The sequence below is a fragment of the Magnetococcales bacterium genome (genome assembly GCA_015231925.1).
Classification (GTDB): Bacteria; Pseudomonadota; Magnetococcia; order Magnetococcales; family JADGAQ01; genus JADGAQ01.
The window spans coordinates 1-24,025 of sequence record JADGAQ010000017.1; the positions used below are offsets into that span (position 1 = coordinate 1).

23 protein-coding genes are annotated in these 24,025 nt (G+C 61.3%); 5 read left to right on the forward strand and 18 right to left on the reverse strand.

What is annotated here, in order from left to right; genetic code table 11:
- Window positions 1-288 precede the first annotated feature (288 nt).
- Genes lsrF through HQL56_03665 form a run of 4 tightly spaced genes read left to right on the forward strand, consistent with a single transcriptional unit; the run spans window position 289 to window position 7,695 of the window.
- On the forward strand, window positions 289-1,170 hold the full coding sequence (lsrF, locus tag HQL56_03650) for a 3-hydroxy-5-phosphonooxypentane-2,4-dione thiolase (protein ID MBF0308605.1): 882 nt from the start codon (window positions 289-291) through the stop codon (window positions 1,168-1,170).
- Window positions 1,160-1,870: a ribulose-phosphate 3-epimerase gene (locus HQL56_03655; GenBank protein ID MBF0308606.1), complete on the forward strand. Its 711-nt coding sequence runs from the start codon at window positions 1,160-1,162 to the stop codon at window positions 1,868-1,870. Before lsrF ends, HQL56_03655 begins: the two co-directional genes overlap by 11 nt.
- Window positions 1,871-1,878: 8 nt before the next feature.
- A complete protein-coding gene (locus tag HQL56_03660; GenBank protein ID MBF0308607.1) occupies window positions 1,879-3,945 on the forward strand; it encodes a bifunctional aldolase/short-chain dehydrogenase in 2,067 nt (688 codons plus the stop codon).
- Between the two features lie 18 nt (window positions 3,946-3,963).
- On the forward strand, window positions 3,964-7,695 hold the full coding sequence (locus HQL56_03665) for a helicase associated domain-containing protein (protein MBF0308608.1): 3,732 nt from the start codon (window positions 3,964-3,966) through the stop codon (window positions 7,693-7,695).
- Between the two features lie 86 nt (window positions 7,696-7,781).
- On the opposite strand, the gene HQL56_03670 is transcribed toward HQL56_03665, so the two are convergent.
- The 6 genes from HQL56_03670 to HQL56_03695 all read right to left on the reverse strand — a co-directional run bounded on the left by HQL56_03670 (window position 7,782) and on the right by HQL56_03695 (window position 13,498).
- Window positions 7,782-8,846 (reverse strand): class III poly(R)-hydroxyalkanoic acid synthase subunit PhaC, encoded by a 1,065-nt coding sequence (locus tag HQL56_03670; protein ID MBF0308609.1) that lies wholly within the window; start codon window positions 8,844-8,846, stop codon window positions 7,782-7,784.
- Between the two features lie 13 nt (window positions 8,847-8,859).
- Window positions 8,860-10,113, reverse strand: coding sequence for a class III poly(R)-hydroxyalkanoic acid synthase subunit PhaE (gene phaE / locus HQL56_03675; protein MBF0308610.1), 1,254 nt, complete (start codon window positions 10,111-10,113; stop codon window positions 8,860-8,862).
- A gap of 112 nt (window positions 10,114-10,225) precedes the next feature.
- Window positions 10,226-10,582, reverse strand: a complete 357-nt coding sequence (locus tag HQL56_03680; GenBank protein MBF0308611.1) for a phasin family protein — start codon at window positions 10,580-10,582, stop codon at window positions 10,226-10,228.
- Between the two features lie 138 nt (window positions 10,583-10,720).
- Window positions 10,721-11,296, reverse strand: a complete 576-nt coding sequence (phaR, locus tag HQL56_03685) for a polyhydroxyalkanoate synthesis repressor PhaR (protein MBF0308612.1) — start codon at window positions 11,294-11,296, stop codon at window positions 10,721-10,723.
- Window positions 11,297-11,503: 207 nt separating this feature from the next.
- Complete coding sequence (gene phbB / locus HQL56_03690; protein ID MBF0308613.1) at window positions 11,504-12,253, reverse strand: acetoacetyl-CoA reductase; 750 nt, start codon at window positions 12,251-12,253, stop codon at window positions 11,504-11,506.
- Between the two features lie 66 nt (window positions 12,254-12,319).
- Window positions 12,320-13,498, reverse strand: a complete 1,179-nt coding sequence (locus HQL56_03695; GenBank protein ID MBF0308614.1) for an acetyl-CoA C-acetyltransferase — start codon at window positions 13,496-13,498, stop codon at window positions 12,320-12,322.
- Between the two features lie 244 nt (window positions 13,499-13,742).
- Here HQL56_03695 and HQL56_03700 point away from each other — a divergent pair, with 244 nt between their 5' ends.
- Window positions 13,743-14,702 (forward strand): SDR family oxidoreductase, encoded by a 960-nt coding sequence (locus HQL56_03700; GenBank protein MBF0308615.1) that lies wholly within the window; start codon window positions 13,743-13,745, stop codon window positions 14,700-14,702.
- Between the two features lie 22 nt (window positions 14,703-14,724).
- On the opposite strand, the gene HQL56_03705 is transcribed toward HQL56_03700, so the two are convergent.
- The 12 genes from HQL56_03705 to kdsB are packed head-to-tail and all read right to left on the reverse strand — an operon-like array spanning window position 14,725 to window position 24,020.
- Window positions 14,725-14,976 carry a hypothetical protein gene (locus HQL56_03705; GenBank protein MBF0308616.1) on the reverse strand — a complete coding sequence of 84 codons (252 nt, stop codon included), beginning with the start codon at window positions 14,974-14,976 and terminating at the stop codon, window positions 14,725-14,727.
- 14 nt (window positions 14,977-14,990) lie between these two features.
- Window positions 14,991-15,611, reverse strand: coding sequence for a chemotaxis protein CheX (locus HQL56_03710; GenBank protein ID MBF0308617.1), 621 nt, complete (start codon window positions 15,609-15,611; stop codon window positions 14,991-14,993).
- Window positions 15,612-15,626: 15 nt separating this feature from the next.
- Entirely contained in the window at window positions 15,627-16,766 is a 1,140-nt protein-coding gene (gene ald, locus HQL56_03715; protein MBF0308618.1) for an alanine dehydrogenase, read from the reverse strand.
- Window positions 16,767-16,790: 24 nt separating this feature from the next.
- Window positions 16,791-17,285 (reverse strand): hypothetical protein, encoded by a 495-nt coding sequence (locus HQL56_03720; protein ID MBF0308619.1) that lies wholly within the window; start codon window positions 17,283-17,285, stop codon window positions 16,791-16,793.
- 19 nt (window positions 17,286-17,304) lie between these two features.
- Window positions 17,305-18,279, reverse strand: a complete 975-nt coding sequence (locus HQL56_03725; GenBank protein MBF0308620.1) for a M48 family metalloprotease — start codon at window positions 18,277-18,279, stop codon at window positions 17,305-17,307.
- Entirely contained in the window at window positions 18,276-18,794 is a 519-nt protein-coding gene (locus tag HQL56_03730) for a hypothetical protein (GenBank protein ID MBF0308621.1), read from the reverse strand. The genes HQL56_03725 and HQL56_03730 overlap by 4 nt, the downstream gene beginning before the upstream one ends.
- 17 nt (window positions 18,795-18,811) lie before the next feature.
- Window positions 18,812-19,573 carry an inositol monophosphatase gene (locus HQL56_03735; protein ID MBF0308622.1) on the reverse strand — a complete coding sequence of 254 codons (762 nt, stop codon included), beginning with the start codon at window positions 19,571-19,573 and terminating at the stop codon, window positions 18,812-18,814.
- On the reverse strand, window positions 19,570-20,487 hold the full coding sequence (locus tag HQL56_03740) for a phosphoglycerate dehydrogenase (protein ID MBF0308623.1): 918 nt from the start codon (window positions 20,485-20,487) through the stop codon (window positions 19,570-19,572). Before HQL56_03740 ends, HQL56_03735 begins: the two co-directional genes overlap by 4 nt.
- Window positions 20,487-21,107 (reverse strand): SIS domain-containing protein, encoded by a 621-nt coding sequence (locus HQL56_03745; protein ID MBF0308624.1) that lies wholly within the window; start codon window positions 21,105-21,107, stop codon window positions 20,487-20,489. The genes HQL56_03740 and HQL56_03745 overlap by 1 nt, the downstream gene beginning before the upstream one ends.
- On the reverse strand, window positions 21,100-22,122 hold the full coding sequence (locus HQL56_03750) for a methyltransferase domain-containing protein (GenBank protein MBF0308625.1): 1,023 nt from the start codon (window positions 22,120-22,122) through the stop codon (window positions 21,100-21,102). Before HQL56_03750 ends, HQL56_03745 begins: the two co-directional genes overlap by 8 nt.
- Entirely contained in the window at window positions 22,119-23,180 is a 1,062-nt protein-coding gene (locus HQL56_03755) for a Gfo/Idh/MocA family oxidoreductase (GenBank protein ID MBF0308626.1), read from the reverse strand. The genes HQL56_03750 and HQL56_03755 overlap by 4 nt, the downstream gene beginning before the upstream one ends.
- A 57-nt stretch (window positions 23,181-23,237) precedes the next feature.
- The gene (gene kdsB / locus HQL56_03760; GenBank protein ID MBF0308627.1) at window positions 23,238-24,020 is read right to left on the reverse strand and encodes a 3-deoxy-manno-octulosonate cytidylyltransferase; all 783 of its coding nucleotides are present in this window, start codon (window positions 24,018-24,020) and stop codon (window positions 23,238-23,240) included.
- Between the last annotated feature and the right edge of the window lie 5 nt (window positions 24,021-24,025).

Sequence of the window (24,025 nt, forward strand, 5' to 3'; positions counted from 1 at the left end):
TAAATATATTATATATATTCCATCTCTTTATCGAAAAGAAATTAAATAAATAAGACGCAATCTTTATCGTAGTGCGCGATTATCTCAAAAAGATCCTCATCAATAAAGAGATTTTTCTTATATTTCTCGCTTCCGGTTTCTCCTCGACCCAAGAGCTGCTCCGCAAGGCCTGCTCCGACAGCCCCTGCAACGGCCCCATACGGGAACATTCTCGCCATAGCCAAGTCCGCCTGCTAAACTGCTCCTTTGGTGCATTCAAAAGACTCTCGCTATGGAGGAACAACGGGCATGGCCGATCTGGATGGCAATCTGGACACCCACGACTATCACCTGGAGAGCCCGCAGACCAATCGGGTATTCGGCCTGAAGGGTCTCAACGAACTCGACTGGGGTATGAAGAACCGTCTGTCCAATATCTTCTCCCCGGCCAGCGGACGCACCGTCATGCTGGCGGTGGACCACGGCTACTTCATGGGCCCCACCACCGGTCTGGAACGCATCGATATCGATATCGTGCCCCTGCTGGCCTACGCCGACACCCTGATGTGCACCCGTGGCATTCTGCGCAGCGTCACCCCGCCCACCTTCACCCGTGGTGTGGTGTTGCGGGCCAGCGGCGGACCCAGCATCCTCAAGGAGTTGTCCAACGAGCAGATCGCCGTGGACATGGAGGACGCCGTGCGCCTCAACGCCTCCGCAGTGGCGGTGCAGGTCTTCGTGGGCGGTGAATTCGAAACCCAGTCGATCCATAACATGACCCGCCTGGTGGATGCCGGTCTGCGCGTGGGCATGCCGGTCCTCGGCGTGACCGCCGTGGGCAAGCAGTTGACCCGGGATGCCCAGTACATGCGCCTGGCCACCCGCATCTGCGCCGAGTTGGGCGCCACCTACGTCAAGACCTACTATGTGGAAAAGGGCTTCGAAAGCGTGGCCGCCTCCTGCCCGGTACCCATCGTCATCGCCGGCGGCAAGAAACTCCCGGAGGAAGAGGCCCTGACCATGGCCTGGCGCGCGGTTCAGGAAGGCGCCGCCGGTGTGGACATGGGACGCAACATCTTCCAGGCCGCCCATCCCGATGCCATGATTCAGGCGGTGCGCCAGGTGGTGCATCAGAACAAAAGCCCCAAAGAAGCCATGGATTTCTATCGTCAGGCCCTCCATGACCAGTAACATCTCCGTAAGGCATGCCTTGTTGGGAGAGCGACTGACCGTCATCAGCGCCGTGGCCACCGCAGCGGATGCCATGCACCTGGAACGGGATTTCTCGCGACTGGAAAAATGCGGTATCGACTGGCTGCATTTCGACTGCATGGACGGCCGGTTCGTGCCCGAACTGACGGTCGGCCCCGCCTGGATCCGCACCTTGAACACCCCCCTGGTCCGGGATATCCACCTGCTGGTCGAAGACCCCGAGCGCCACTTCGCCGCCTGTCTGGAGGCCAAGGCCGATGTGGTCAGCTTTCATTTGGAAGCCTGCGCGGATCCGGGAGCAGCCATCGATGCCCTTAAAGCCCAGGCAGCGGGACGCCCTCTGGTGGTGGGACTGGCGCTGTTGCCCGAAACCCCTGTCGAGACGCTTTTCCCCTGGCTGGAACGTATCGATATGGCCCTGCTCCTGGCGGTGGATCCACGGGGCGGCGTCGCCCCCTCCTTTGCCACGGTCAGCGCCCGCTGGCAGGCTTTGAGGGAGGCCTGCAAAGCCCTGGTCTGTCCCCCTCTGCTCTGTTTCGACGGCGGCGTCAAACGCGAAAATATCGAGGAGATCGCCGCCCTCAAACCCCAGGTGGTGGTCAGCGGCAGCGCTCTGTTCAAAAACCAGGCACTGGAGGCAAACGCCACCTTCATGTTATCCACCCTGAGCAACACTTGAGAACCTCCATGAAAAACCGCTGGGACGACGACGCCCTCAAGGCCTTTCTCGCCACCCTGCCTCCCGAGGTGGATCCTCACCATGGCGCCCTGGTCTACGTCAGTCGTCTGATGGGGCAGGAACCGACCCTGGTACTCCATGGCGGGGGAAACACCTCCGTCAAATACCGGGGTGCGGATCGCTGGGGGCGGGAACGGGCCGTTCTTCGGGTCAAGGCCAGCGGCTGCGATCTGGAAAAGAGCGGACCCGAGGGCTATGTCGCCGTCGACGCGGAAGCGCTTGCCCATATCGCCTCCCAAAAGGAGTGGGCCGATGAGCAACTCCCCGTTTTGCTGCGGGATCACCTGCTGCATCACGAAGAGGCCACCCCCTCCATCGAGGCGCTGCTCCATACCCTGATTCCCGCCACCTGGATCCTGCACAGCCATGCCGACGCCATTCTGGGCCTGACCAACCAGGCCAACGGCGCGGAACGGGTGCGGCATCACCTCGGGGAGGAGGTATTGATTCTTCCCTATCACCGCCCCGGATTCACCCTGGCGCGGGAGGCGGCCCGCCTGTTTGGGGAGAATCCTGCGGCAAAAGGTATGGTTCTGCTGCACCACGGACTGATCACCTGGGGTGAAAACCCCCAGGAGGCCTTCGCACGCACCCTGGAACTGGTGAACCGTGCGGAGAAGGCCTTGCCCTCGCTCCCTCCGCGAAATCCCCAGGCGGCTTCCAACGCCATCTCCTGGTACATCGAACAGGCTCCGCGCCTGCGCGGCGCTGTGTGCCCTCCAAGCCTCAACCCGGATCGTCCCTTCCGGCCCATGGTTCTGGAACCCCTGCTGGAAGGCCCCCTTCCCGGATTGGCCCCCCTTCCGCAACTCAAGGAGGAGCTGGTCTCCCCTCCCCTGACCACCGATCACCTGATCCGCACCAAACCCCTGCCCATGTGGCTGGAAAATCCGGAAGAGCTGGCAACCGCCCTGAGTGATTACCAAACCGGGTACCACGCTTATCAGGAACGCCACTCCTCGCGGCGGCTGCCGGGAGCCCTCCTGCAGGATAGCCTGCCGCGGGTGCTGCTGATCAAGGATGTCGGCGCCGTCTGCGTCGGGCGTGATGCCAGGGAAGCGGGTATCGTGAGGGATATCACCCACCAGACCCTGAGCATCAAACAGCGCGTGAGCAAGGCGGGCTGGAGCTATCGGGGACTGGACGAGGAACACCTCTTCGACATGGAACACCTGCCCATGCAGCAGGCCAAGAAGGGAACCGTCGAGCCCCCCCTGGCGGGACATATCGCCCTGGTCACCGGGGCCGCGGGCGCCATCGGAGCCGGCATCTGCCGCTCCCTGCTTCAGGCGGGAGCCCATGTCGGGGCAGCGGATATCGACCCCAAACGACTCGATTCCCTGCTGGAGGAGCTGGTCTCCTTCGGCAAGGACCGACTCATCGGCCTGCCCATGGATTGCACCGATCCGGAGGCCGTCAACCAGGCCTTCGATACCCTGATCACCACCTGGGGTGGTCTCGACCTGCTGATTCTCAACGCGGGCAGTGCCCACGTCTCCACCCTGGAGGAGATGGATCCCGAGGCGTTTCGCCGCCTGGAACGCATCAATCTGGAAGGTACCCTCTTCCCTCTCAAACGGGCGGCGCAACTCTTCCGGCAGCAGGGCATCGGCGGCGACGTGGTCCTGATCTCCACCAAGAACGTCTTTGCGCCGGGAGCCGGATTCGGCGCCTATTCCGCCACCAAAGCGGGCGCCCACCAATTGGCGCGTATCGCCAGCCTCGAACTGGCCCCCCTCGGGGTGCGGGTCAACATGGTGGCCCCGGATGCCGTCTTCAGCGACGGGACACGCCGCTCCGGCCTCTGGGATACCGTCGGACCCGACCGCATGAAGGCCCGTGGACTCGACGAAAAGGGGCTTGAAGACTACTACCGGTTGCGCAATTTGCTTAAATCGAAAGTCACCGCCGATCATGTGGCCAACGCCGTACTCTTTTTCGCCACCCGGGCCACCCCCACCACCGGAGCCACCATCCCCGTGGATGGGGGCTTGCCGGATGCCACCCCCCGATAAATCAGGAGACCACCTCTCGTGCAGCAGGATGCGATGCAGGGCAAACGGGAAGCCAGAGAGTTGTTGCAGGGAGCCAACTCCTGGCCGGAAGTCGAAAAGGCACTGGCCGGTCTCAGCCAGCCCGATGCGGCCTTTCGCTGGATCGTGCTGGCCCTGTTGGCCACGGGACGGCTGCTCTTCATGCGGGCCTTTCATCCTCCCGGTCAGATTCCCCTGACCCTGCATCGACGCCTCTCCCCGGCCTGCCTCGCCGCTCTGGCCACGCCTGCCTGGGACGGACTTCTGGAAATCCCCTGGGGTGACCCCTGGCTGGCGGCCATCCGCTTTTCCGCCATGCCCCCCACCGCCAAGGAGACCGCCGCCTTTCTCCTTCCCGAGGCTTTGCCCCGGCTATTGGTCAGCAACTCCCGCAGTCTGCCACCACGCCTGTTCCAACAACCGGGGCTGTCGATCCTGGACGGCTGGCATCTCCGGACCCGATTGCCCCACCAGTTGCCCGCCATGCGACGCTGGCTGCAAACCGGGCTGCCCGCGGGTGAACGGTGCGAGCCGCCGGCTCTCATCCGGGAAACCACGCAGGCGCTTCTCCCCGGAGGCGAGGGACACCTCCTGGTCCATCATGCCCCCGGAGAGAGCGGCCTGGAGCTGTTGCTGGCCCTGGCGACCGCCTACGGAGGCAGCCGATCCCTGACCGTCCTGCTGCCTTCGCGAGCCCATTTGCAGCAGATAGCCGCCCACTGGGAGAACCGGGCCCCCTGGGCCGCTTTGGCCTGTCTGGCCGTCTGTCGGGAAAAAGGGGGCTCCCGTTCCCTTGATCTGCCGCTCTTCACCGACGGCGAATGCGGCTTTCCCCTGGTTCGGGAGGTCGCCGCCGTCAAGGAGTTTTTGGCCTGGCGTTTCTCCGGAACCCGCATCCTCCTGGCCACCCCCTCTGGATGGCCCATCCTGCACGAAGCCCTGGAAGCCTTTCCCGCCAGCCAAAGCGCCCTGCTCCTGCCGGAATGGCATCTCTCCCGCAACGCCCTGCCCACCGGGTGGCAAACCGCCTGGCAAGCACATCAGGGCAAAGCGCCCCACATTCATCTTTCACCCCTCTCCACGCCGTGGGAAAACGGCCCCCCGCTGGAGATCACCCTGACCCAGGCCCAGCAGCACGGTCTGGCCAAACCCTGGCGTCTGGCCCTGCTGCGGGTTCCCGAAACGGAAGAGGCCCCTCAAACCGGGGAGAATATGCCCGAAGCGGTCATGGAAGCCCTGGCCCAGGTTCCGGCCTTGTTGCGTCTGCCTCGTCTGGTAACCTGTCACCGGGATGCCGCCTCGGCGAAAAATTTCCTGCAGGCCTTTTCCGGTCGTTTCCCCCAAACCTTCGGAGGCTGTCACCTCACCGTGGCGGGCAACCAATCCCGCACGGAACGCAACACCACCCTGGAGCGATTCGCCTCCGCTCCGGCAGCCCTCCTCGCGACAGCCCAGGTGGCTCTGTTCCACCGTGACCAACTTGCCGATGCCGCCTTCTGCCTGTGGGACATCGAGTCCCTCAAGGGGGACATCGCCCCGCTCCTGGCGGCGGTGACGGCCGCTCACGGCTCCGGCGCGAACGGATGGCTGGTGTTGCCTCTGAAAGGCGACCGGAATCTCGCCACATGGAAAGCCTCCTTTTCCCAATGGATCCGCCTGCTGGGCGAAGCGGATGCGGCCTTTACCCGACAGGTGCGCTCGCTGCGTCAAAACATCGGACGCGGGGACGGTGCCGACATGCGCCCCCTGCTGCAACGCTTCCTGCTCATCGACCGGGAAGCCGCCGAGGAGTCCTTTTTCCGACTGCTGGGGCAGACGGTTCTGGAAGCCCTCTCCAGCGACTGGGACGAACAGTTCGGAAGTTTTCTCAAACACGTCCAACTCCACGGCACACGGGATCCGCTTCCGGAAGAGAATCCCGGCCTGCTGGCCTGGATCGGGCAGCAACGACGCGACCATCGCCTGGGCAAGGGACGCCCGGAAGAGGTCGAACTGCTCAATCGTCACGGTTTCATCTGGGACATGGAGGCCTGGCTGTGGAACCAGAGCTGGCAACGTCTGCTGCAACACCGGCAGACCACCGGTTCCGCCCTGGTGCCCGAAAAGTGGGAAGCGGACCCGCCACTGGCGGAATGGGCCGCGAAACAGCGCCAACTGCGGAACCAAAAGAAGCTGGAGGAGTCCCGCCAAAAGCGGCTCGACCAGATCGGTTTCGTCTGGGATTTGGAAGAAGCCGCCTGGATGGACTCTTTCTCCCGCTGGCAGGCCAATCCCCTCTCCGACGAACCGGAGTTGCAGGCTTGGGTACAGCGTCAACGAAAGCAACACGCCGCCGGAAAGTTGCCGGAAAAATGGACCAGGATTCTTGCCGAACACGGCTTCGATTTCGACCCGGAGGAGAGCGCCTGGACCGCTGCTTTCCAACGAATTGCGCATCATCTGGAAGCCACCGGACGTTTTCCGGAGGAGAACAGCCCTGACGACGCCTGGATCGAGAGTCAGCGTCGTCTCTACCACAAACAGAGGCTGGCAACGGAGCGATTGTTAAGGTTGGAGGCACTGGGGATCGATTGGAATCCGGAGGAGACCGCCTGGAACCGGACCTTCCAGGAATTGCTCGGCCTGTTTCCCCCCTGGCCGTCGGAAGAGAGCCCGCTGGGCCAGTGGGTGGAGAGTCAGCGCCGCTTGCGTCGCAAAGGGGGGCTTTCGGAGGATCGGATGGCCCGACTCGAACAGCTCGACATCGACTGGAACCCCGAGGAGACCGCGTGGCAGGCGATGTTCGCCCACTTCCGCGAATGCCGCTGGCCGGCACGGGAGAGTGAACTGGAGCGGTGGTGCGCCGAACAACGCCGTTTGATGCGCAGCAACCGGCTCTCCGCGGAGCGCATGCGGCAGCTTGAAGCGGTCTGCTTCATTTGGGATCCGCTGGAAGCGGAATGGGAGCAGCAGTTCAACGAGCTGCGGCTTTTCCGGCAAGAACGTGGCCATTGCCATGTGCCCCGGGAGTGGCAGGCTTCGGCAGAATTGCCCCGATGGATCGGCAAACAGCGCAAGCTTCACCGGGAAGGATTGTTAGCCGCCGAAAAGGTCAGCCGACTGGAGCAACTCGGTCTGGTGTGGAATCCGGGCTCGAACCTGTGGGAAGAGCAGTTTGCCGCTCTGGCGGCTTTCAAAGAGAAGCATGGTCATTGCATGGTGCCGGAATCCTGGGAAGAAGACCCCGAACTGGGCTGGTGGATCAAGATTCAGCGGCAATTGAAACGCAACGGCAAACTGGACCAGGAACAAGCCCGGCGGTTGGACGAACTGGGTTTTATCTGGGACGAGGCGGCGGCGCTTTGGGAGGAGTCTTTTGTGCAGTTACTGGCTTACAAAATGCATTCGGGACACACCAACGTGCCCGAAGAGTATCGGGAAAACCCCCGCCTGGGTCGTTGGGTTGCTGCGCAACGCAACGCCCAGGCCAGGGGTCTGCTTTCCAGGGATCAGCGGGAACGCCTAGAGGCGCTTGGCTTTGTCTGGGACCCGAGAGAGGTGCTTGCTGAAGAATTCCTGATGGCTCTGGCCAAGTTCAAAGAGGAACACGGGCATTGCCATGTGCCCCTTGATTGGATCCCCAATCCAAAACTTGGCCTCTGGGTTCTTGGCCAACGCCAACGCAAACAGAGGGGCGAACTCAAGCAGGAAAGGGTCCAACGCCTTGACGCGCTGGGATTTGAATGGGACTGAAGCCATGTAATCCCTCCTCCGGCTGGTGCGGACGACCAGGATCCCTCCTGGTCGTTGTTTCGTCTAAGGGAATCCCCCGTCTTTAATTATTCCCGCTCCCGAAACCAGTTGACAATCGCGGTTGGAATCTCTTTTTGAGCTCGTCCGCTGACGTAAATCCCGATATGACCCCCTTTGAAGGCCATTTCGGTGTAGTCGGTCGTCCCCACCAGTTTCCCCAAAATGGTGGAGGCTTCCGGCGGTACCAGATGGTCCTCAGTGGCGAAGACATTCAGTACCGGCATGCTTATATTGGACAGTTTAACCTGTTTATTGCCAATTGTCACTTCACCTTTCACCAAACCGTTACGTTGGTAAAAGTCCTTGATAAACTGGCGGAAAGCCTCCCCGACCTGATCCGGGCTGTCGAAGATCCACTTTTCCATGCACAGGAAGTTTTCCAACTTCGTGCGATCATCCATGATCTGAACCAGGTCCAGATACTTCTGCGCCGTGAGGCGGAAAGGCTTCAGGGCCAGGAAGGTCAGGTTCAGCATCTCCCCCGGAATGTTACCCAGGGTGTTGACCATCAAATCCACGTCCAGATTCTGGGCCCAGTGGCTCAACAGATTGCCGGGGGCATGAAAATCGACCGGCGTCACCATGGTGACCAGATTGCGCACCTTGTCCGGATGGAGGGCGGAGAAACAGAGACTGAAGGTGCCCCCCTGACAGATGCCCAGCAGATTGATCTTGCTCAATCCATGACGTTCACAAATTACGCCAACACTGCGCCGGATGTAGCCGTTGATGTAGTCATCCAGGCTCAGGAAGCGATCGGCCTCGTCCGGATATCCCCAGTCGATGAGGTAGACATCCATGCCCTGCTCCAGGAGCCGGCGGATCATGGAGCGCTCTTTTTGCAGATCGGCCATATAGGGCCGGTTCACCAGAGCATACACCACAAGAACCGGAATACGGAACGGCTTTTCCACCAGGGGCGTGAAGCGGCAGAGTACCATCTTGTCTTCGGTATAGATGGTTTCCCTCTGGCTCGCGCCAACATCGATGGCGCTGATCTGGCTCAGATTTTCCAGGCCTTGAGCCAATTTCTGGTTGAAGTCGACAACTTCCCGCACGATCCGGTCGGGGTTGTTAAGAATGGGGATCATGCCTCACTCCTCCTCACTCGGTCGGGGAATCGGGGCCCGTCTTGCGGCGGGCACGGTTGGCGGCATCATCCCGAACGTCGGCAACTCTGGCCCTGGCGGGGTTGGTCGCCAGCACATCGCGCAAGGCGCCAAGATCCTGCTTCAGATCATAGACTCCCATTTTCTCGATGTCGTTCCGTAGTGCCTTGATTTCTTGTTCCAGGTTGAGCTTGCGCAGCTTGCCAACCTCTTCTTCCAGATCCAACACACGTCGCTTCAGTTCCAGAATACGCTTGTGGGCGGTATCCAGCTCCCGTCGGGAGGGCATGTTCATGATGGAAAGGCTTTTTTCCACCCACTCCCGACTGTGATGCTTCAGACGCATCAATTCGTTGATCATGCGGCCGTTGAGCTGGCTGTACTCTTCCGTCTGGGCGACCTGGGCGAAGGCATCCTCGGCGCAATCCACCCACAGATCGAAGAAGGCCTTGAAGGTCTCGATGGACGGCGGCGCCTCGCCGGTTTTGGGAACCAGTTTGGCCTGCAACCGCTCCAGGGCGTCGCGTCCCACGTTGGAAAGCAGCCCCATGTAGGCTTGCAGCGCCTCCTGGTAGCTCATCCAATGGCGCAACCCTTCCTGATAATGCTCCTGCCATTCACGGGTGTAACCCACCGCCGGAACGGAAAGATACTTCTCCATATTGGTGCGGAAAACTTCCCCCGCCCGAAGCAGATCCTCCTCCTTGAGGGGATGCAGCAAACCTCCGGGCAGCGGTGAAATGGAAGCAGCCATACGCTGCCAGGTATCCATCGGCAGGGCCCAGAACTGCTGAGCTCCCTGACCACTGAAGCCGCCCATGCCCATGGGATTGAAGGACATCTGCTGGCGCAACTGGTCCAACGTGCGTTGCACCGCCCCGGTCCACTCTTCACCCGCATGCAGGCCGCTTTGCATCTGCTGGAAGGCCTTCATGAAAACTTCGGCCATTCCCATATAGTTCTGACCTGCCGACAACATGGCCGGGAACATATTCGGAATCGGGTTGCCACCCATGCCACCCATGCCACCCATGCCGCCCATGCCGCCCATCATGCCGCTCAGGGGATTGGCGCCAGGGGACATTCCCGACTCCATGTTCTTCTGCCAGAACTTGAACATCGCATCGGCGGGGGGGACTCCCCCCCCAACCGGTTTGCTGGCGGCATTGGACCACATCTGCCAGACCTTGTTCTGCATGTCGGTCCAGCCCTCAAGCCACTGTTGAGACCATTCAAATTGATCGGCCATGATTCGCCTCTCCCTCTTGGGCCTGACTTCGGCTCAACGATCCATACCGCCACCGAAGCACGCGCCCCATTCATTATTTTGAATCTGCACGCACCCTTCGGCAGAATACGACTTACTCGGCACCATCCTTGGCCTGGCCCAGAATGGCTTCCATGCCCTTTTCCATCAGGTCGTTGATTTCGCGGCGGCTCTGATTCAGCAACTCAACCGTTTGCTTGGCATGGGTCACCATCCGGTCCGAAAGCTCCTTGGTCAGCTCGGCCTGCTTGCCCAGAACGTCCTTCATATCCTTGGATTCGCCCATCATGCGCAGCTGCTGCACACCGGCGCTCATGTACTCGCCAACCGCATCCAACTGACGCTCCGCCAGCTTTTGAACCGTGCGCTCGTTGATCTGCTGCAACCGCATCATGGAATTCAATACGGCCTTGGTCATTTCGGTCATTTGCTCGGCGACTTTCTTATCCATCTTGGCATCTCCTGTCTGGTTCGTGATTTTGCACTGCAAAAGCTCGTTGAAACACAAGCTACCCAAAAAGGCCCTATCCTGTCAATCCTTTTTTTCTGCATTGCAAAATTTTGTCGAAATTCCGTCAAAAACAGCCCGTTAGGCGTCGTCTTCTTCGAACTCTTCCTCGTCGAGCCCCAACAATTCCCCTTCCAGCTCGTGCGGATCGGGTGCTGCCTCGGGAGGTGTTTTGCTTTGGGTGGGACGTTGTTCCTTTCCGGAAGAGGAGAGGGAGGCATTGAGCTTGCGCAACTTGTGAAGGTTGGAATCGGCTAAGGCATTAAAAAAAGGGTTCATCTGCAGCGGGTTCATCACCGAAAGCTGCTTGAAGAAGTTGCCCTGCTGCTCCTGGAAGAGCTCCAGGCTGTGGGTGAGATAGCCACCCATGAACTGCTGGGCCGAGGAGCCGTAAAGACGAATCATCATCTCCAGGAAGCTGGTTTCCAGCATGGGGCTTTCCTGGTCCTCGTCCTCCTGCTCGCTGATCACCTGAAGCAGAATGGCTCGGGTGATGTCCTTGCTGGTCTTGGAGTCGATGACCCGGAAGGGGGTCTTCTCCATGACCATGCGCCGCACGTCCGAGAGGGTCACGAAGGCGGACTTCTCGGTGTCGTACAGGCGACGGTTGGGGTATTTTTTGATGGTCCGCATTTTTTTGGGAAGGGGCATGTTCATGGCCTCATCCTGAATTGTCTTGGAACCTGCACCAGGCGGCGCTCCGGGCTCCCTTTCGGGCAGCAAGGTGGCCGTGGCATCTAAGACGGGTTGTGACTTCATCCAGGTTCTCCAGACATTCTAACACAGACTTTTTGCCAAGCGGTAAACTTTCTTGCCTTGAGTTGGTCGGGGAGAGGGAAGAACCCCCTCCCCCCGACCATTCAATCAGAAGGACATGAACAGACCGCCGTTGATGGCGATGTTGGATCCGGTGATATAGCCGGATTCATCGGCAGCCAGGAAGGCCACGAGACGTCCGATCTCCTCCGGTTTACCCAAACGCCGCACGGGAACCTGGGCGATGATCTTGTTGCGGATCTCCTCTTCGATGGCCATGACCATCTGGGTGCCGATATAGCCGGGAGAGACGGTATTGACCGTGATACCCTTGGTGGCCACTTCCTGGGCCAGGGCCATGGTGAAACCGTGCATGCCGGCCTTGGCCGCAGAGTAGTTGCACTGCCCGAACTGGCCTTTTTGCCCATTGACGGAGGAGATGTTGACAATGCGTCCGAAGCCCCGCTCCAACATACCGTCGACCACGTTGCGGCTCATATTGAAAACGGAGTCGAGGTTGACGTTCAACACCGCGTTCCACTGATCCCAGCTCATCTTCTTGAGGGTGCCGTCCTTGGTGATACCGGCATTGTTCACCAACACCTCGACGGGACCGACTTCAGCCTGAATCTTGGCAACAGTGGCCTTGCACTGCTCGAAATCACTCACTTCCACGGCGTAAACGGGCATGTCGAACCCTTCCGCCTTGCGGGCCGCCGCCCACTCTTCGGCGATTTTTCCCGCTTCGAAGGGGGCGCAAGTCGCCACCACGCGAAAACCGGCCTTGGCCATGCTCTGGCAAATCGCCGTGCCGATACCGCCCACACCACCCGTCACCACTGCAACGCGACCACTCATCTCTGCCATCTCCTGTCCAGTTTCAGTTAGCCATCAAAGGGAACAACCATCCCGACTCGGTGACGATCAACGCTCCACAGCCAGGGCCACGCCCATGCCGCCGCCGATGCACAGGGTCGCCAGACCCTTGTGGGCGTCGCGGCGCACCATTTCGTGCAGCAGGGTGACCAGGATGCGCGCCCCCGAGGCTCCGATGGGATGTCCGAGGCTGATGGCCCCACCATTGACGTTGATCTTGGAAAGATCCCAACCCAGTTCCCGATTGACCGAAATGGCCTGAGCCGCGAAGGCTTCGTTGGCCTCGACGAGATCGAGATCCTCCGCTTTCCAACCCGCCTTTTGCAGGCAGAGCCGTACCGCCGGGATCGGTCCGGTACCCATGATGCGCGGCTCCACACCGCCGGAGGCGTAAGCCACGATGCGGGCCATGGGCTTGAGACCCAGTTCCTTCACCCGGCTGGCCGAAGCCACCACCACGGCAGCCGCACCGTCGTTGATGCCGGAGGCGTTGCCAGCCGTCACGGTGCCTTCCTTGTCGAAGGCGGGCTTGAGGCCGGCCAAGGCCTCGGCGGTGGTACCCGCTCGGGGGAACTCATCGGTGTCGAAGACCACCGGAGGCCCTTTGCGCTGGGGCATCTCCACCGGAATGATCTCTTCCTTGAAACGGCCCGCCTTTTGCGCCGCTTCCACCTTCTGCTGGGAGGAAGCGGAAAAAGCATCCTGGTCCTGGCGGGAGATGCCGTATTGCTTGGCGACATTCTCCGCCGTGACACCCATATGATAATCGTCAAAGATGTCCCACAGACCATCCATGATCATGGAGTCCACCATTTTCCAATCACCCATTTTGTTGCCATCCCGGGATCCGGGGACAACATGGGGAGAGCGGGTCATATTTTCCTGCCCGCCGGCGATGATGATGCCCGCATCCCCGCAGCGCACCGCCTGAGTCGCCAGAGCCACCGCTTTCAAACCGCTGCCGCAGACCTTGTTGATGGTCATTGCCGGCACCGTCACCGGAAGGCCGGCGCCCAAGGCCGCCTGACGCGCCGGATTCTGCCCGACACCTGCCGTCAACACCTGTCCCAGAATCACCTCATCAATCTGATCGGCATGCAAACCAGCCCGTTGCAGCAAGCCACGGATCACGACGGAACCCAGTTTGCTCGCCGCCAGGGGCGACAAACTGCCCAGGAATTTTCCGATCGCCGTGCGCCCCGCTGCCGTGATGAATACCTCTTCCATACCCGTTTCCTCCAGTCAGTTCAGGCCTTCGGACCCATGCCTCCGGCACGCCGCAGTCAAAACAGTCTCTGAAGCTAACTCATTTTCACAAAATTTCAATGATTCTCCGATAAAGGAATTAAAAAGCCCGGAAAAATCCCCTCCCGTGAAGCCCGGGCAGAACATGGATTGCCAAAAAGTGACCTTTCTGGCACTCTCCTCCGGTTGAATGGATGGGTGGAGCGCTTACGGGGGGAGTTTGTCAATGTCGCGAAAACAGGTTCTGGTAACGGGTGGTGCGGGCTTTCTGGGCTCCCATCTTTGCGAATCCCTGCTTCAGGCGGGACACAACGTGCTGTGCGTCGACAATTTCTTTACCGGCACCCGGGATAACGTCCTCCACCTGCTCAGCAATCCACGCTTCGAACTGATCCGGCACGATGTGACGCTGCCGTTGTATGTGGAGGTCGACCAGATCTACAACCTGGCCTGCCCCGCCTCTCCGATCCATTACCAGCACGATCCGGTGCAAACCACCAAGACCAGCGTCCATGGCGCCATCAACATGCTGGGTTTGGCCAAACGACTGAAGGCCCGCATTCTCCAAGCCTCCACCAGCGAGGTCTATGGCGACCCGCAGGTCCATCCCCAACCCGAATCCTATTGGGGGCACGTCAATCCCATCGGCACCCGCGCCTGTTACGACGAAGGCAAGCGTTGCGCCGAAACCCTCTTCTTCGACTATCACCGGCAGTTGGGTCTGGAAATCAAGGTGGCGCGCATCTTCAACACCTACGGACCGCGCATGCATCCGGATGACGGCCGGGTGGTCTCCAATTTCATCGTTCAGGCCTTGCAGGGCAAACCGCTGACCCTCTACGGAACGGGGCAGCAAACCCGCTCCTTCTGTTTCGTCTCGGATTTGGTGGCCGGCCTGATCAAGCTCATGGAATCCCCGGCAGGGGTCACGGGTCCGGTCAATCTGGGCAATCCGGGAGAGTTCACCATCCGGGAGCTGGCCGAACTGGTGGTCGACATGACGGGCTCTTCCTCCCGGCTCGACTATCTTCCCCTGCCCCAGGACGACCCGCGCCAGCGCAAGCCCGACATCACCCTGGCCAACGCCCTGCTGAATTGGCAGCCGACGGTCCCCCTGAAGGAAGGATTGCAGTCCACCATCCGCTATTTCGAGAATCGATTGCGGGAAGAAGGAGTCCTTGCGTAACCCCGGCACTCGCGGCCGGGAATCAGTCGTCCGGTTTCCCGGCCAGGCCGCAATAGCCCAGGTGCCCTTCGCGGGAGGGTTTCCAGCGCCAGAACATGCACAGGCTGCCCTTGCAGGCATTGCTGCTCCACCAGTCGCTCATCCCTTCCTGCTGTTCCATCCCCACGGTGTTGATCCAGTTGAAGCCGGCAGCCCCGCTCTGCAGGCTCAAATCCAGAACCCGAACCATGGGGCACCATTTCTTCTTCGCTTCCGCTTCCGTAACCAGAGACATTCCCGTGCGCTCGTTCATTTCTTGTCATACTGATCGAGCAGCATGATGATGGCCTGATCGCGGCTGGCTTTTCGCTTCAGGGCCCAGGTATCCAGTCGGGCCAAGGTTCCCTCCTCGAAGATCGCATTGATTTTGTGAAGGTCTTTCGGGTTCCGGTAGTGTACCTCGATATAGAAGGGTTCCCCCTGGGCCCGGAAGAAGAAGCGCACACTCTCCAGAAGTCGGGTGTAGTCCACTTCGTAATCCTTGCCCACGATCACAGACGGCGGAGTCAGACTGATGTCTCCCACTCGTTTCGAGAGCCGGGTGGAAATACCCCCGGAAATCATATTGCCGATCTCGGCGAAGGCATCCACCGCCTCACCTTTGAGAACGGAGAAGGAATCCCCCGCCAGGGCGGAGGAGAGGAACAGAGCCACATGGGTGGAACAGCCCACCCGCACGCCGCCTTCCAGTCCGCCGTTCAGGCCCACGATGGCGCTGGCCTCGGCCCGAGCCGGCACATGCAGCACATCCGCCGGTTTGGCCACCCCGTGGGCCGGCTGTACATCCACGAATAGCATGGTCTGCACGATTTCCATGACCGTTTCGGGGATACTTTCCAGTATCCAATCCTTCAGTGGCTTGTCATCCATGTCATACCCCTGTTATTACGCGGTTGACCCGTGTACGTCCTCGCGAGCCAGATCGATCACCGCTATCCACGGCAGGTCGAAGCTCTGCGCCACTTCCGGACTGCTCACTCCGCCGTTCACCACGGCAACCCCTTTGGCGAGACTCTCCTCTGCCAGAGAGGCACGCGCCCACCCCCGATCGGCCAACTGCAGCGCCCATGGCAGGGTGGCGTTGGTCAGTGCCAGCGTCGAGGTCACCGGCACGCCTCCCGGCATATTGGGTACACAATAGTGTAGCACACCTTCCTCCACAAAGACCGGATCGGCGTGGGAGGTGGGGCGTGATGTTTCCAGAGAGCCACCCTGATCGATGGCCACGTCCACCACCACCGAACCCGGCTGCATCCGGGCCACCATCTCCCGGCTGAGGATGCGAGGCGCCCGCAGGCCGGGGCGCAACACGGCGCTGATCAAGGCATCGGTCCGTGGCAACAGCCTGCGCAGCACCTCCGTATCGGACATCAGCGGAGTAACGTTGGCGGGCATCCACTCGGCGAGATTTCGCAAGATTTCGAGGCGGGTGTCCAGGATAAAAACCCTGGCCCCCATTCCTGCAGCAACCCGAGCCGCCTGACTGCCCACGCTGCCCCCCCCCACCACCACGACCGTGGCCGGTTCCACACCGGGAACGCCGCCCATCAACACACCGCGCCCTCCCTGGCTGCGCTCCAGAAAACGGGCCGCCTGCTGGGCCGCCATCCGCCCGGCGATCTCACTCATGGGGGCGAGTAACGGCAGTCGCCCGTCCGGGGTGGTCACCCCTTCGTAGGCGATGGCCACACAGCCCGAAGCCAGAACGGCTTCAGTCATTTCACGACTCGCCGCGAAGTGGAAATAGGTGAAAATCATCTGCTTGCGGCGCAACAGCTTATATTCCGAAGGCTGCGGCTCCTTGACCTTCACCACCAGGTCGGCCCCCGCCCACACCTGCGCCGCGCTCTCCAGCAACGTGGCCCCGGCCTCCTGGTAACGGGCATCCTCATGACCGCTGGCCCCACCCGCGCCCCGCTGCACCAAAACCGAATGCCCGTGCGCCCGGAAAGCCTCCACGCCGGAGGGCACCACACCCACGCGATTCTCCTGCTCCCGAATCTCCCGAACCACGCCCACAATCATGAGTAAGACCTTTCCGGGGAATAGTCAGACGCCGTGCAGGCGGTCTTCCAATAGTCCAACCACCCCCTCGATATCCTTCAATCGCGACTCCTTGAGACGGATGCGCGCCTTGACCTGTTCCGGATCGTCTTCGCTGCCCAACACGGCATATTCCGACATCACCGAGGCGCGCAAACGAGCCACCTCCTCCTGTTTGCGCTCCAGTTGCCGCTGCAGATCGACTCCGGCCTTGACGCGATAGGTTTCGAAATGGGCGGAACGGGCATCCATCAAGGCCTGACTCGCCGCGTCGAAACGCCGCTGCCACGCTTTGGCCAACGACTCCTCGGCCAGTGGGGAAAGGCTGTTCCACTCCTGGGTCAGTCGTCTCAAAGTCGCCATGCTTTTGCGATCCCTGGCCTGACTCACCAGATCCAGAACCTGCTCCACCAGGTTGTTGCGCCGACGCAGATCGTCTCGCAAACGCCAGTCAGACAATTGTTCGACAGTACCACCCGACGCACCCACCCCTTGGTCCATACCGCTTATCCCCGTTCTTTCAGGAAAAGGACAACGACTTGCGCAAACGGCCATCCAGAACAGGAAGCTTGGAACCGCCCGCATGACGGGGCAGTTCCTTGTCCAACTTCTCCAGTCTGGAGGCCAACGAAGGATGGGTCGAGTAGAAGACCGAAGTCGATTGCCCCATGCGCTTCTGCAGCCCGGCCAGATAACCCCGATAGGCGGGCAGATTGTAGCCTGCCATATAGAGATAGCGCAGCCCCTGGGCATCCGCATCGAATTCCAGCGACTGGTCCAACCCGTGGGTGAAGAGCTTGTCGGATACTTCCCCCACCAGATTGCGAAACATGCCGGGATCCTGTTTCATCACGGAAACGGTCAACTCCGAAGCGTTGGAGAGCAGCGCCGACCGCTGAATGGTTTCCAGCATGTGCCGCCGGGAGACGTGGGCGATCTCATGGGCCAGAACCCCGGCCAGCTGAGCCTCGTTCTCCACCCGCCGCAACAGACCCCGTGTCACCAGGATATACCCTCCCGGCGCGGCAAAGGCATTCTCTTCATCACTGTTGAGGATGGCAAAGCGGTAGCCCAGTTCCGGGCGGTCCGAAAACTGCGCCACGGTTCGCCCCACCAGATTGAGATACTTCTGCATGGCGGGGTTGACATACTCCCCGCCGAACCGGTTGAATGCCTCCAAGGCGATGGCCCGCCCGATGGCCACTTCTTCTTCGATGCCGATGGGCTGCAGGGCCCGAACCGTGTTGAGCCCCTTCTTCACCAGATCCAGCTTGCTGCGATCCACGCCGATCAAACCACCCAGGCCATCGACCAGACCGGGTGACTGCCCGCTCTCCTGTGAAGCGGGAGCCGCCGGGCGGTTGGAACCGGACGGCGGAGCCGCCGGTGTTCCCAAGCCCTGCTTGACCACCTCATCCAGAAAACCCGCCTCACCCAGAGCCACCCAACCCATCAAAAGGGCGCAGCCCAACATACCTGTTCCGGTGCGGTTCATTTGGCACCTCCTGCAAACTCACCAACCCGACCCTCTTCCTGGAAACGCAGCAGTTCATCCGGGTTTACCTGCAACCGCTCCATGCGTTCCACCGAGGCCATGGGATCACCCGCCAGTCGCTGATTGCGGGCGTAATCCTCCGAAACCTCCCGCAAGCCCCGGATACTGCCACCGGAACGGCTCTCTTTGGCATAAACCGATCCGCCGCCGCCCAAGGCCCCCAGGAGATCCCCTCCGCCGCTTGCGCCGGCGGGTTTTTCGCTGCCGAATTTGAAGCGGTTGGCCCAACCGGTGGCCCCGTTGGGCAGTTTGACCTGTACGTTACGCTCATCCTGTTTGAGGACTTCGACCGCGGCGCCCGCTTCCACGGTAGCCACCTTGGCCGACAAGGGGGAGGGATCACGGGTCACGGTGACCGTGCTTTTGGCGTACTGCACCCCCCCTCCCCAGGCCGTCGAGAGAGTCGCCCCCAGCAGAAGCACCAGTGCCGCACCCAACGTCACGCCTCGCTTCATACCCACCTCCGTTGCCGTCACCAGAGCATTCGGGGAGCCCACACCCGCAAAGGCAACCGACTGCCGTAGCCGCCGTCCCAGGATGCCTCCGACTGACAGCCCACCGCACGAGCCAGGGCCCAGCCCGCCGCCACATCCCAGAACATGATGTTCTCTTCCCGATAGGCTTCCAGGCGGCCCGCTGCAACATAGGCCAGGGAGAGCGCGGCGCTGCCCAGCAGTCGGACTTTGCGAAAGCCCTGGATCTCCCCGATGAAACGCCCCAGCCCCTCGCTGGAAAAGTCGCTGCGCACCGGAAATCCGGTCCCCAGCACCCCCTGTTTGCGATCCACCACCGATGAGGGCGATAACGGTTGTCCGTTCAGCCAGGCCCCCTCCCCCACCACTCCCGAAAAGAGTTCCTGACGTTGCCAGTCGTAGACCACCCCCAGGAGCGGCTCCCGATCCTGGTAGAGGGCAAGGCTCACCGCTGAAAAGGGGATGCCTTGCAAATAGTTGAGCGAGCCGTCCAACGGATCGACGATCCAACAGGGCTCCCCGCTCGCCGCTTGACGCAGGTTGCCCGACTCCTCGCTGTAGACCCCCAACCCCGTCAAGCGCGACAGAAGGTCAAAGATCAGGGCCTCGGCAGCCCGATCGGCCTTGAGCTTGACATCGTGGCCTGCCGCTTGCTCGACGTGACGCAGGTCCGGCTGCCCCCCGACCCGCAACATCTGCCCCGCCGCCAATGCCGCCGCTTCCCCGCTGGCCAGCAACGTCTTCGCATCGGGCCGGTTCACAGCAGCCCCGCTTCCCGCAGCCCCGCCAACAGGTTGAGAGAGGTATCCGTCTCCATCTGCAGCCGCCCTTCCGTGGTATAGGAACCGACGTGGGGGGTCAGCAACACCTGTTCAAAACTGCACAGCGCACCCTGATAGGGCTCCTTGACGAAGGTGTCGATCCAGGCCCCGGCGATGCGACCCTCCCGGAGCGCCTCTACCAGGGCCTCCTCGTCGATCAATCCGCCACGAGCCGCATTCAGCAGAAAGACACCGGGCTTCATGGCGGCAATCGCCTCGCGACCCAGCAGCTCCTTTTCGCCGCTGCAGTGCAGGGAAATCACGTCCGCCCGCCCCAAAGCCGCCTTGAAGTCCGCCTCCGACACCGTTTCCGCTCCCCGATAGAGCGGATCACTGACCATCAACTCCGCGCCGAAGGCCATCAGCAACTCCCCCACCGCCTGGCCGATGCGGCCATAGCCGATCATCAACACCCGCATCCCCGCCAACTGGCGTCCCACCCGTTTTTCCCAGCGTCCGGCCCGCAAGCCCCGATCCATGCGTCCCACATCACGAATCAGGGTCAGCAGACAGCCGAGGGTCAACTCCGCCACGGCGCGCGTCGGTCCGTTGGGGGTGGAATAGACCCGAATACCCAGTTCCCTGGCCGTCTCCTGATCCACGTTGGACATGCCGGACCCACAGCGGGAGATGACCTTCAAATCGGGCAGCGCCGTCAATACCGGCCGATCCAGCGGTTCCAGACCGGCGATCAACCCCTGCACGCCGGGCAGCAGAACCAGCAACTCCTCACGGGTAAGCTTGCGCCCGTAGGGATTGGGCAGCACTTCGCAACCCGCCTCCCGCAAAACCCGCAACGGCGCATCATTCTCCTTGCCGAACGAGGAGGGTCCCAACAAGACTTTGGCCACCATCACGCCCTCGCCAAACGCTGATAAAGACAATCCGTGATCACATGATCCATGATCATGTGAACGTCTTCCACCGGTCCGTACTCACCCCGGGCGGTGCGGGCGATGATGACGGCATCCGCCTCCCTGGCCAGCACCCCACCGTCAAAGCCCACCAGCGCCACGGTGGTGCCACCCCGGCTCTTGGCCATGCGCAGGGCCTTGATCACATTGGCGCTGTTGCCGCTGGCGGAGATGACCACCAGGAGATCCCCTTCCTGAAAAAGATTGGTCATCTGATTGGTAAAAATGCTCTCGTATCCGTGATCGTTTCCCGCCGCCGTGATATAAGAGACGTTGTCCGCCAAACCCAGGGAGCGGAAACCCGCCACTCCGGCCTTGCGGCCCACCTCCGACAAATCCTGGGCAAAGTGGGAAGCCGTGGCCGCGCTGCCACCATTGCCGGCGAAAAAGATGGTGCGACCCTTGGCCCGCGCCTCCAGAAAAAGGTTCACCACCCGCTCGACACTGTCGGCATCGATCGCCGTCAAAACCCGGTTGAGAAAATCGACATACTGGCGATAATGGTCCGCAAAAGCCGCCTGGGCATTGACCTCTCGTCCGGGTGAAGCCTGCTCACTCATGTTTTTTTCCTTTTCTGGCTGCAATGCGCATATAGGAACTCAGCCGGTTTTCCTGCAAATAGAGTTGCAGATCGGCCAAGGCCCTTTCATCCCCGCGTTGGCGGAAAAAATAGTCCCAAAACGGGATCTTCACTTCGGGACGCTCCCGAAGAACGTGTGCCACCATCTCAACATCCAGCAACCCCGGCGTACTGACCTCGACCACCTCCAGCCCCAGGCCTTCGAGCAATCTCTGGATGGTTTCGGCGCTGAACAACGTCAACCGGTCCAACGGCAGCAGGTTGGGAGCCAACTCCCGCAACAACAGATATTCAAAGCCGCTGGCCGCCGAGGTGATGATGAAGAGCAGTCCATTCTCCCTCAAACAGCGCACCGCTTCAACCAATACCCCTGCCGGGTCGTGAACCTTCTCCAGGCAGTTGAAGAGGGACAGACAGTCCAGCCCCTCTTCCGCCACCTCGTCGAATCCCGCCACCACCTCGGGGGTGAGGTTCGAGCCCCCGGCAAGCGGCGTCAGCGGGGCAATTGCCAGAATGCTGTCGAAACAGCGGCTCCCTTCCACCCGCCGCAACCAGTCGGAACCATCGCTGCGATAGTCCGCATAGCGCCGCAGGGCAGCGGGGCTTTCGTCCACGGTCTCCGCGATCCACTGCAACTGGGATTGGAAGATGTTGCGCCAGCGGGACTCCGACAAACTCCCCGAAAAGAGTTCCCGGCGAAACCGGGCCGCGCCACCCTCCCGCGCCACCCGCTCCAGATCGGCTTGCGCCGGGAGTGGCGATATGAAAAGCGTATGGCAACCCGGACAGCGCCGATAGGCGAATCCCTGCTTGCCGAAACTCTCCGCAACCTCCTCCCGACCGCAGCCGGGACACGGACGGGACAACCACGCCTGCCGACTCCCCTCCAGAAACCGTTTGCCATCCTCTTCAAGCAGTCGGGCGTACTCCTCGTACTGCTCCCGAGGGCGCAGTTCCCGTTGCTGAACCTCTTCCAGATTGACGGTGGTCTTCATGGCCCGGACTCCGGGGAGGCGGGCCGCATGGATCCGTTGGCGTCACCCTGGTAAATGGACCGCACCAGTTTCATCACCGCCAGAGCATCCCGGGAGGAGCCCGATTCCACGGTGCGGTTCTCCAGGACACATCGCACGAAGGCATCCACCTCCAGGGCCCAGGAGTGGTCGTCATCGTAATGGGTCACGGACTCCTGCGGATTCGGCAGCGGATAACCCTCTTCGTCAAAACGGGAACGGGCCACGATCATCGACTCTCGACCATAGGTCCGGGTCGAGGAGAGGATGCCGCTGATGGAAAGATATCCCTTTTCGAGATAAATATCCAAAAGAAAGGTATGACGCCATTGGGTGGCGGATGAATGGATCATCGCCGTCTGCCCCATGCGGTTGCGCATGATGGCGAAGGCGTTGTCCTCCACCGGAACGTTCCAGTAGGCGGTATTGACGAAGCTCTTGATCTCCTGGAATTCCCCCACGAAGAGATGGAAGAGATCCAGCATGTGGATACCCTGGTCGATCAGGATGCCCCCGCCCGAACGGCTCGGATCGTTGCGCCAGTTGCGGTCGAATCCGGGCCCTCCCGCCTTGCCGTAGACACCCCGCATCCAGAGAATGTTCCCCAGACGCTTGCGATCCACCAGGGACTTGGCATCCATGATGGCCTGATGGTACCGGTGGTTGAAACCGAACATGAGCCGGCTGGAGGGATGAGCCGCCTCCGCGACCATCATGCGCTCCACATCCTCCACGCTGCGTCCCGGCGGTTTCTCGCAAAAGACGTGCAGTCCGGATTCGAGACCGCAAACGGCGATGTCGGGAATGAACTCGTTGGTGGTGCAGACAAAAAGCAGGTCCGGCTTCTCCTCCAGCACGTCCCGCCAGTCGGCGTGAAACCGGCACCCTTCCGGCAACGGTCCGGAGGGGCCGTTCACGTCGCATACCGAAACCAGCTCCAGTCGGGGATGGGCTTCGATACAGGCCTGCCGGATCCGCCCCACCTTGCCGTGTCCGACCACCGCCGCCCGCAATTTGCTGCCATGCCAAGTGGTTGTCATGGAATTTCTTTCCTTGGCTGTCCCTTCCGCACCCGATCCCCGCAGCTTCCGGGTATTCTACCCCCGGCCCGAATCGGCATAGAGCGGAAAGAGATCATCCTGGAGCATCAAGGCCTCGGCCCGCCCCAAATCCGCAGGCGTATCCACCCCCACGGTGGCATAAGGCGTCACCACCAGCCGTACCGGGTAGCCGTGTTCCACGGGCCGCATCATGTCCACCGACTCCAGAGCTTCCAAAGGCGTGGGACTCAAGGCGGAAAAGGTCTCCAGAAAGTGGCGGCGAAAGGCGATGATGCCCAGTTGTTTGTTCTTCCCGGACAAGCCGCTTCCGGGCGCCTTCTTGAGGGAGGGAATGGCCTCGCGGGAGTAGTAGAGCGCATTGCCCGCCAGATTGCCCACCACCTTGACCACATGGGCGCTGTGATACTCCTCCTCGCTGCGCAGGGGGCTGACCAGGTCGCAGCACAACAGGGCGGGATCGTGGAAAAACGGCTCCACCAACGCCGTCAGCATCTCCGGTCGCACCAGGGGCATGTCCCCCTGAACATTGACCACCACGTCGTCCATTCCAAGGCCCGGAATGCGGGAGACCGCCTCGGCCACCCGGTCGGTGCAACGCTCGTGGCAATCGGAGGTCATCACCGCCTCTCCGCCGAAACGCTGCACTTCCTCCATGATCGCCTGGTCGCAGGTGGCCACGATCACCCGTTCCAGCGCCGGACACCGCGCCGTGCGACGTCGCACATGCTCGATCATGGAGAGCCCACGAATCGGCGCCAGGGGCTTGCCGGGATACCGGCTGGATGCCATGCGCGCCGGAATGACCGCCACAATTCGCAAAGCCA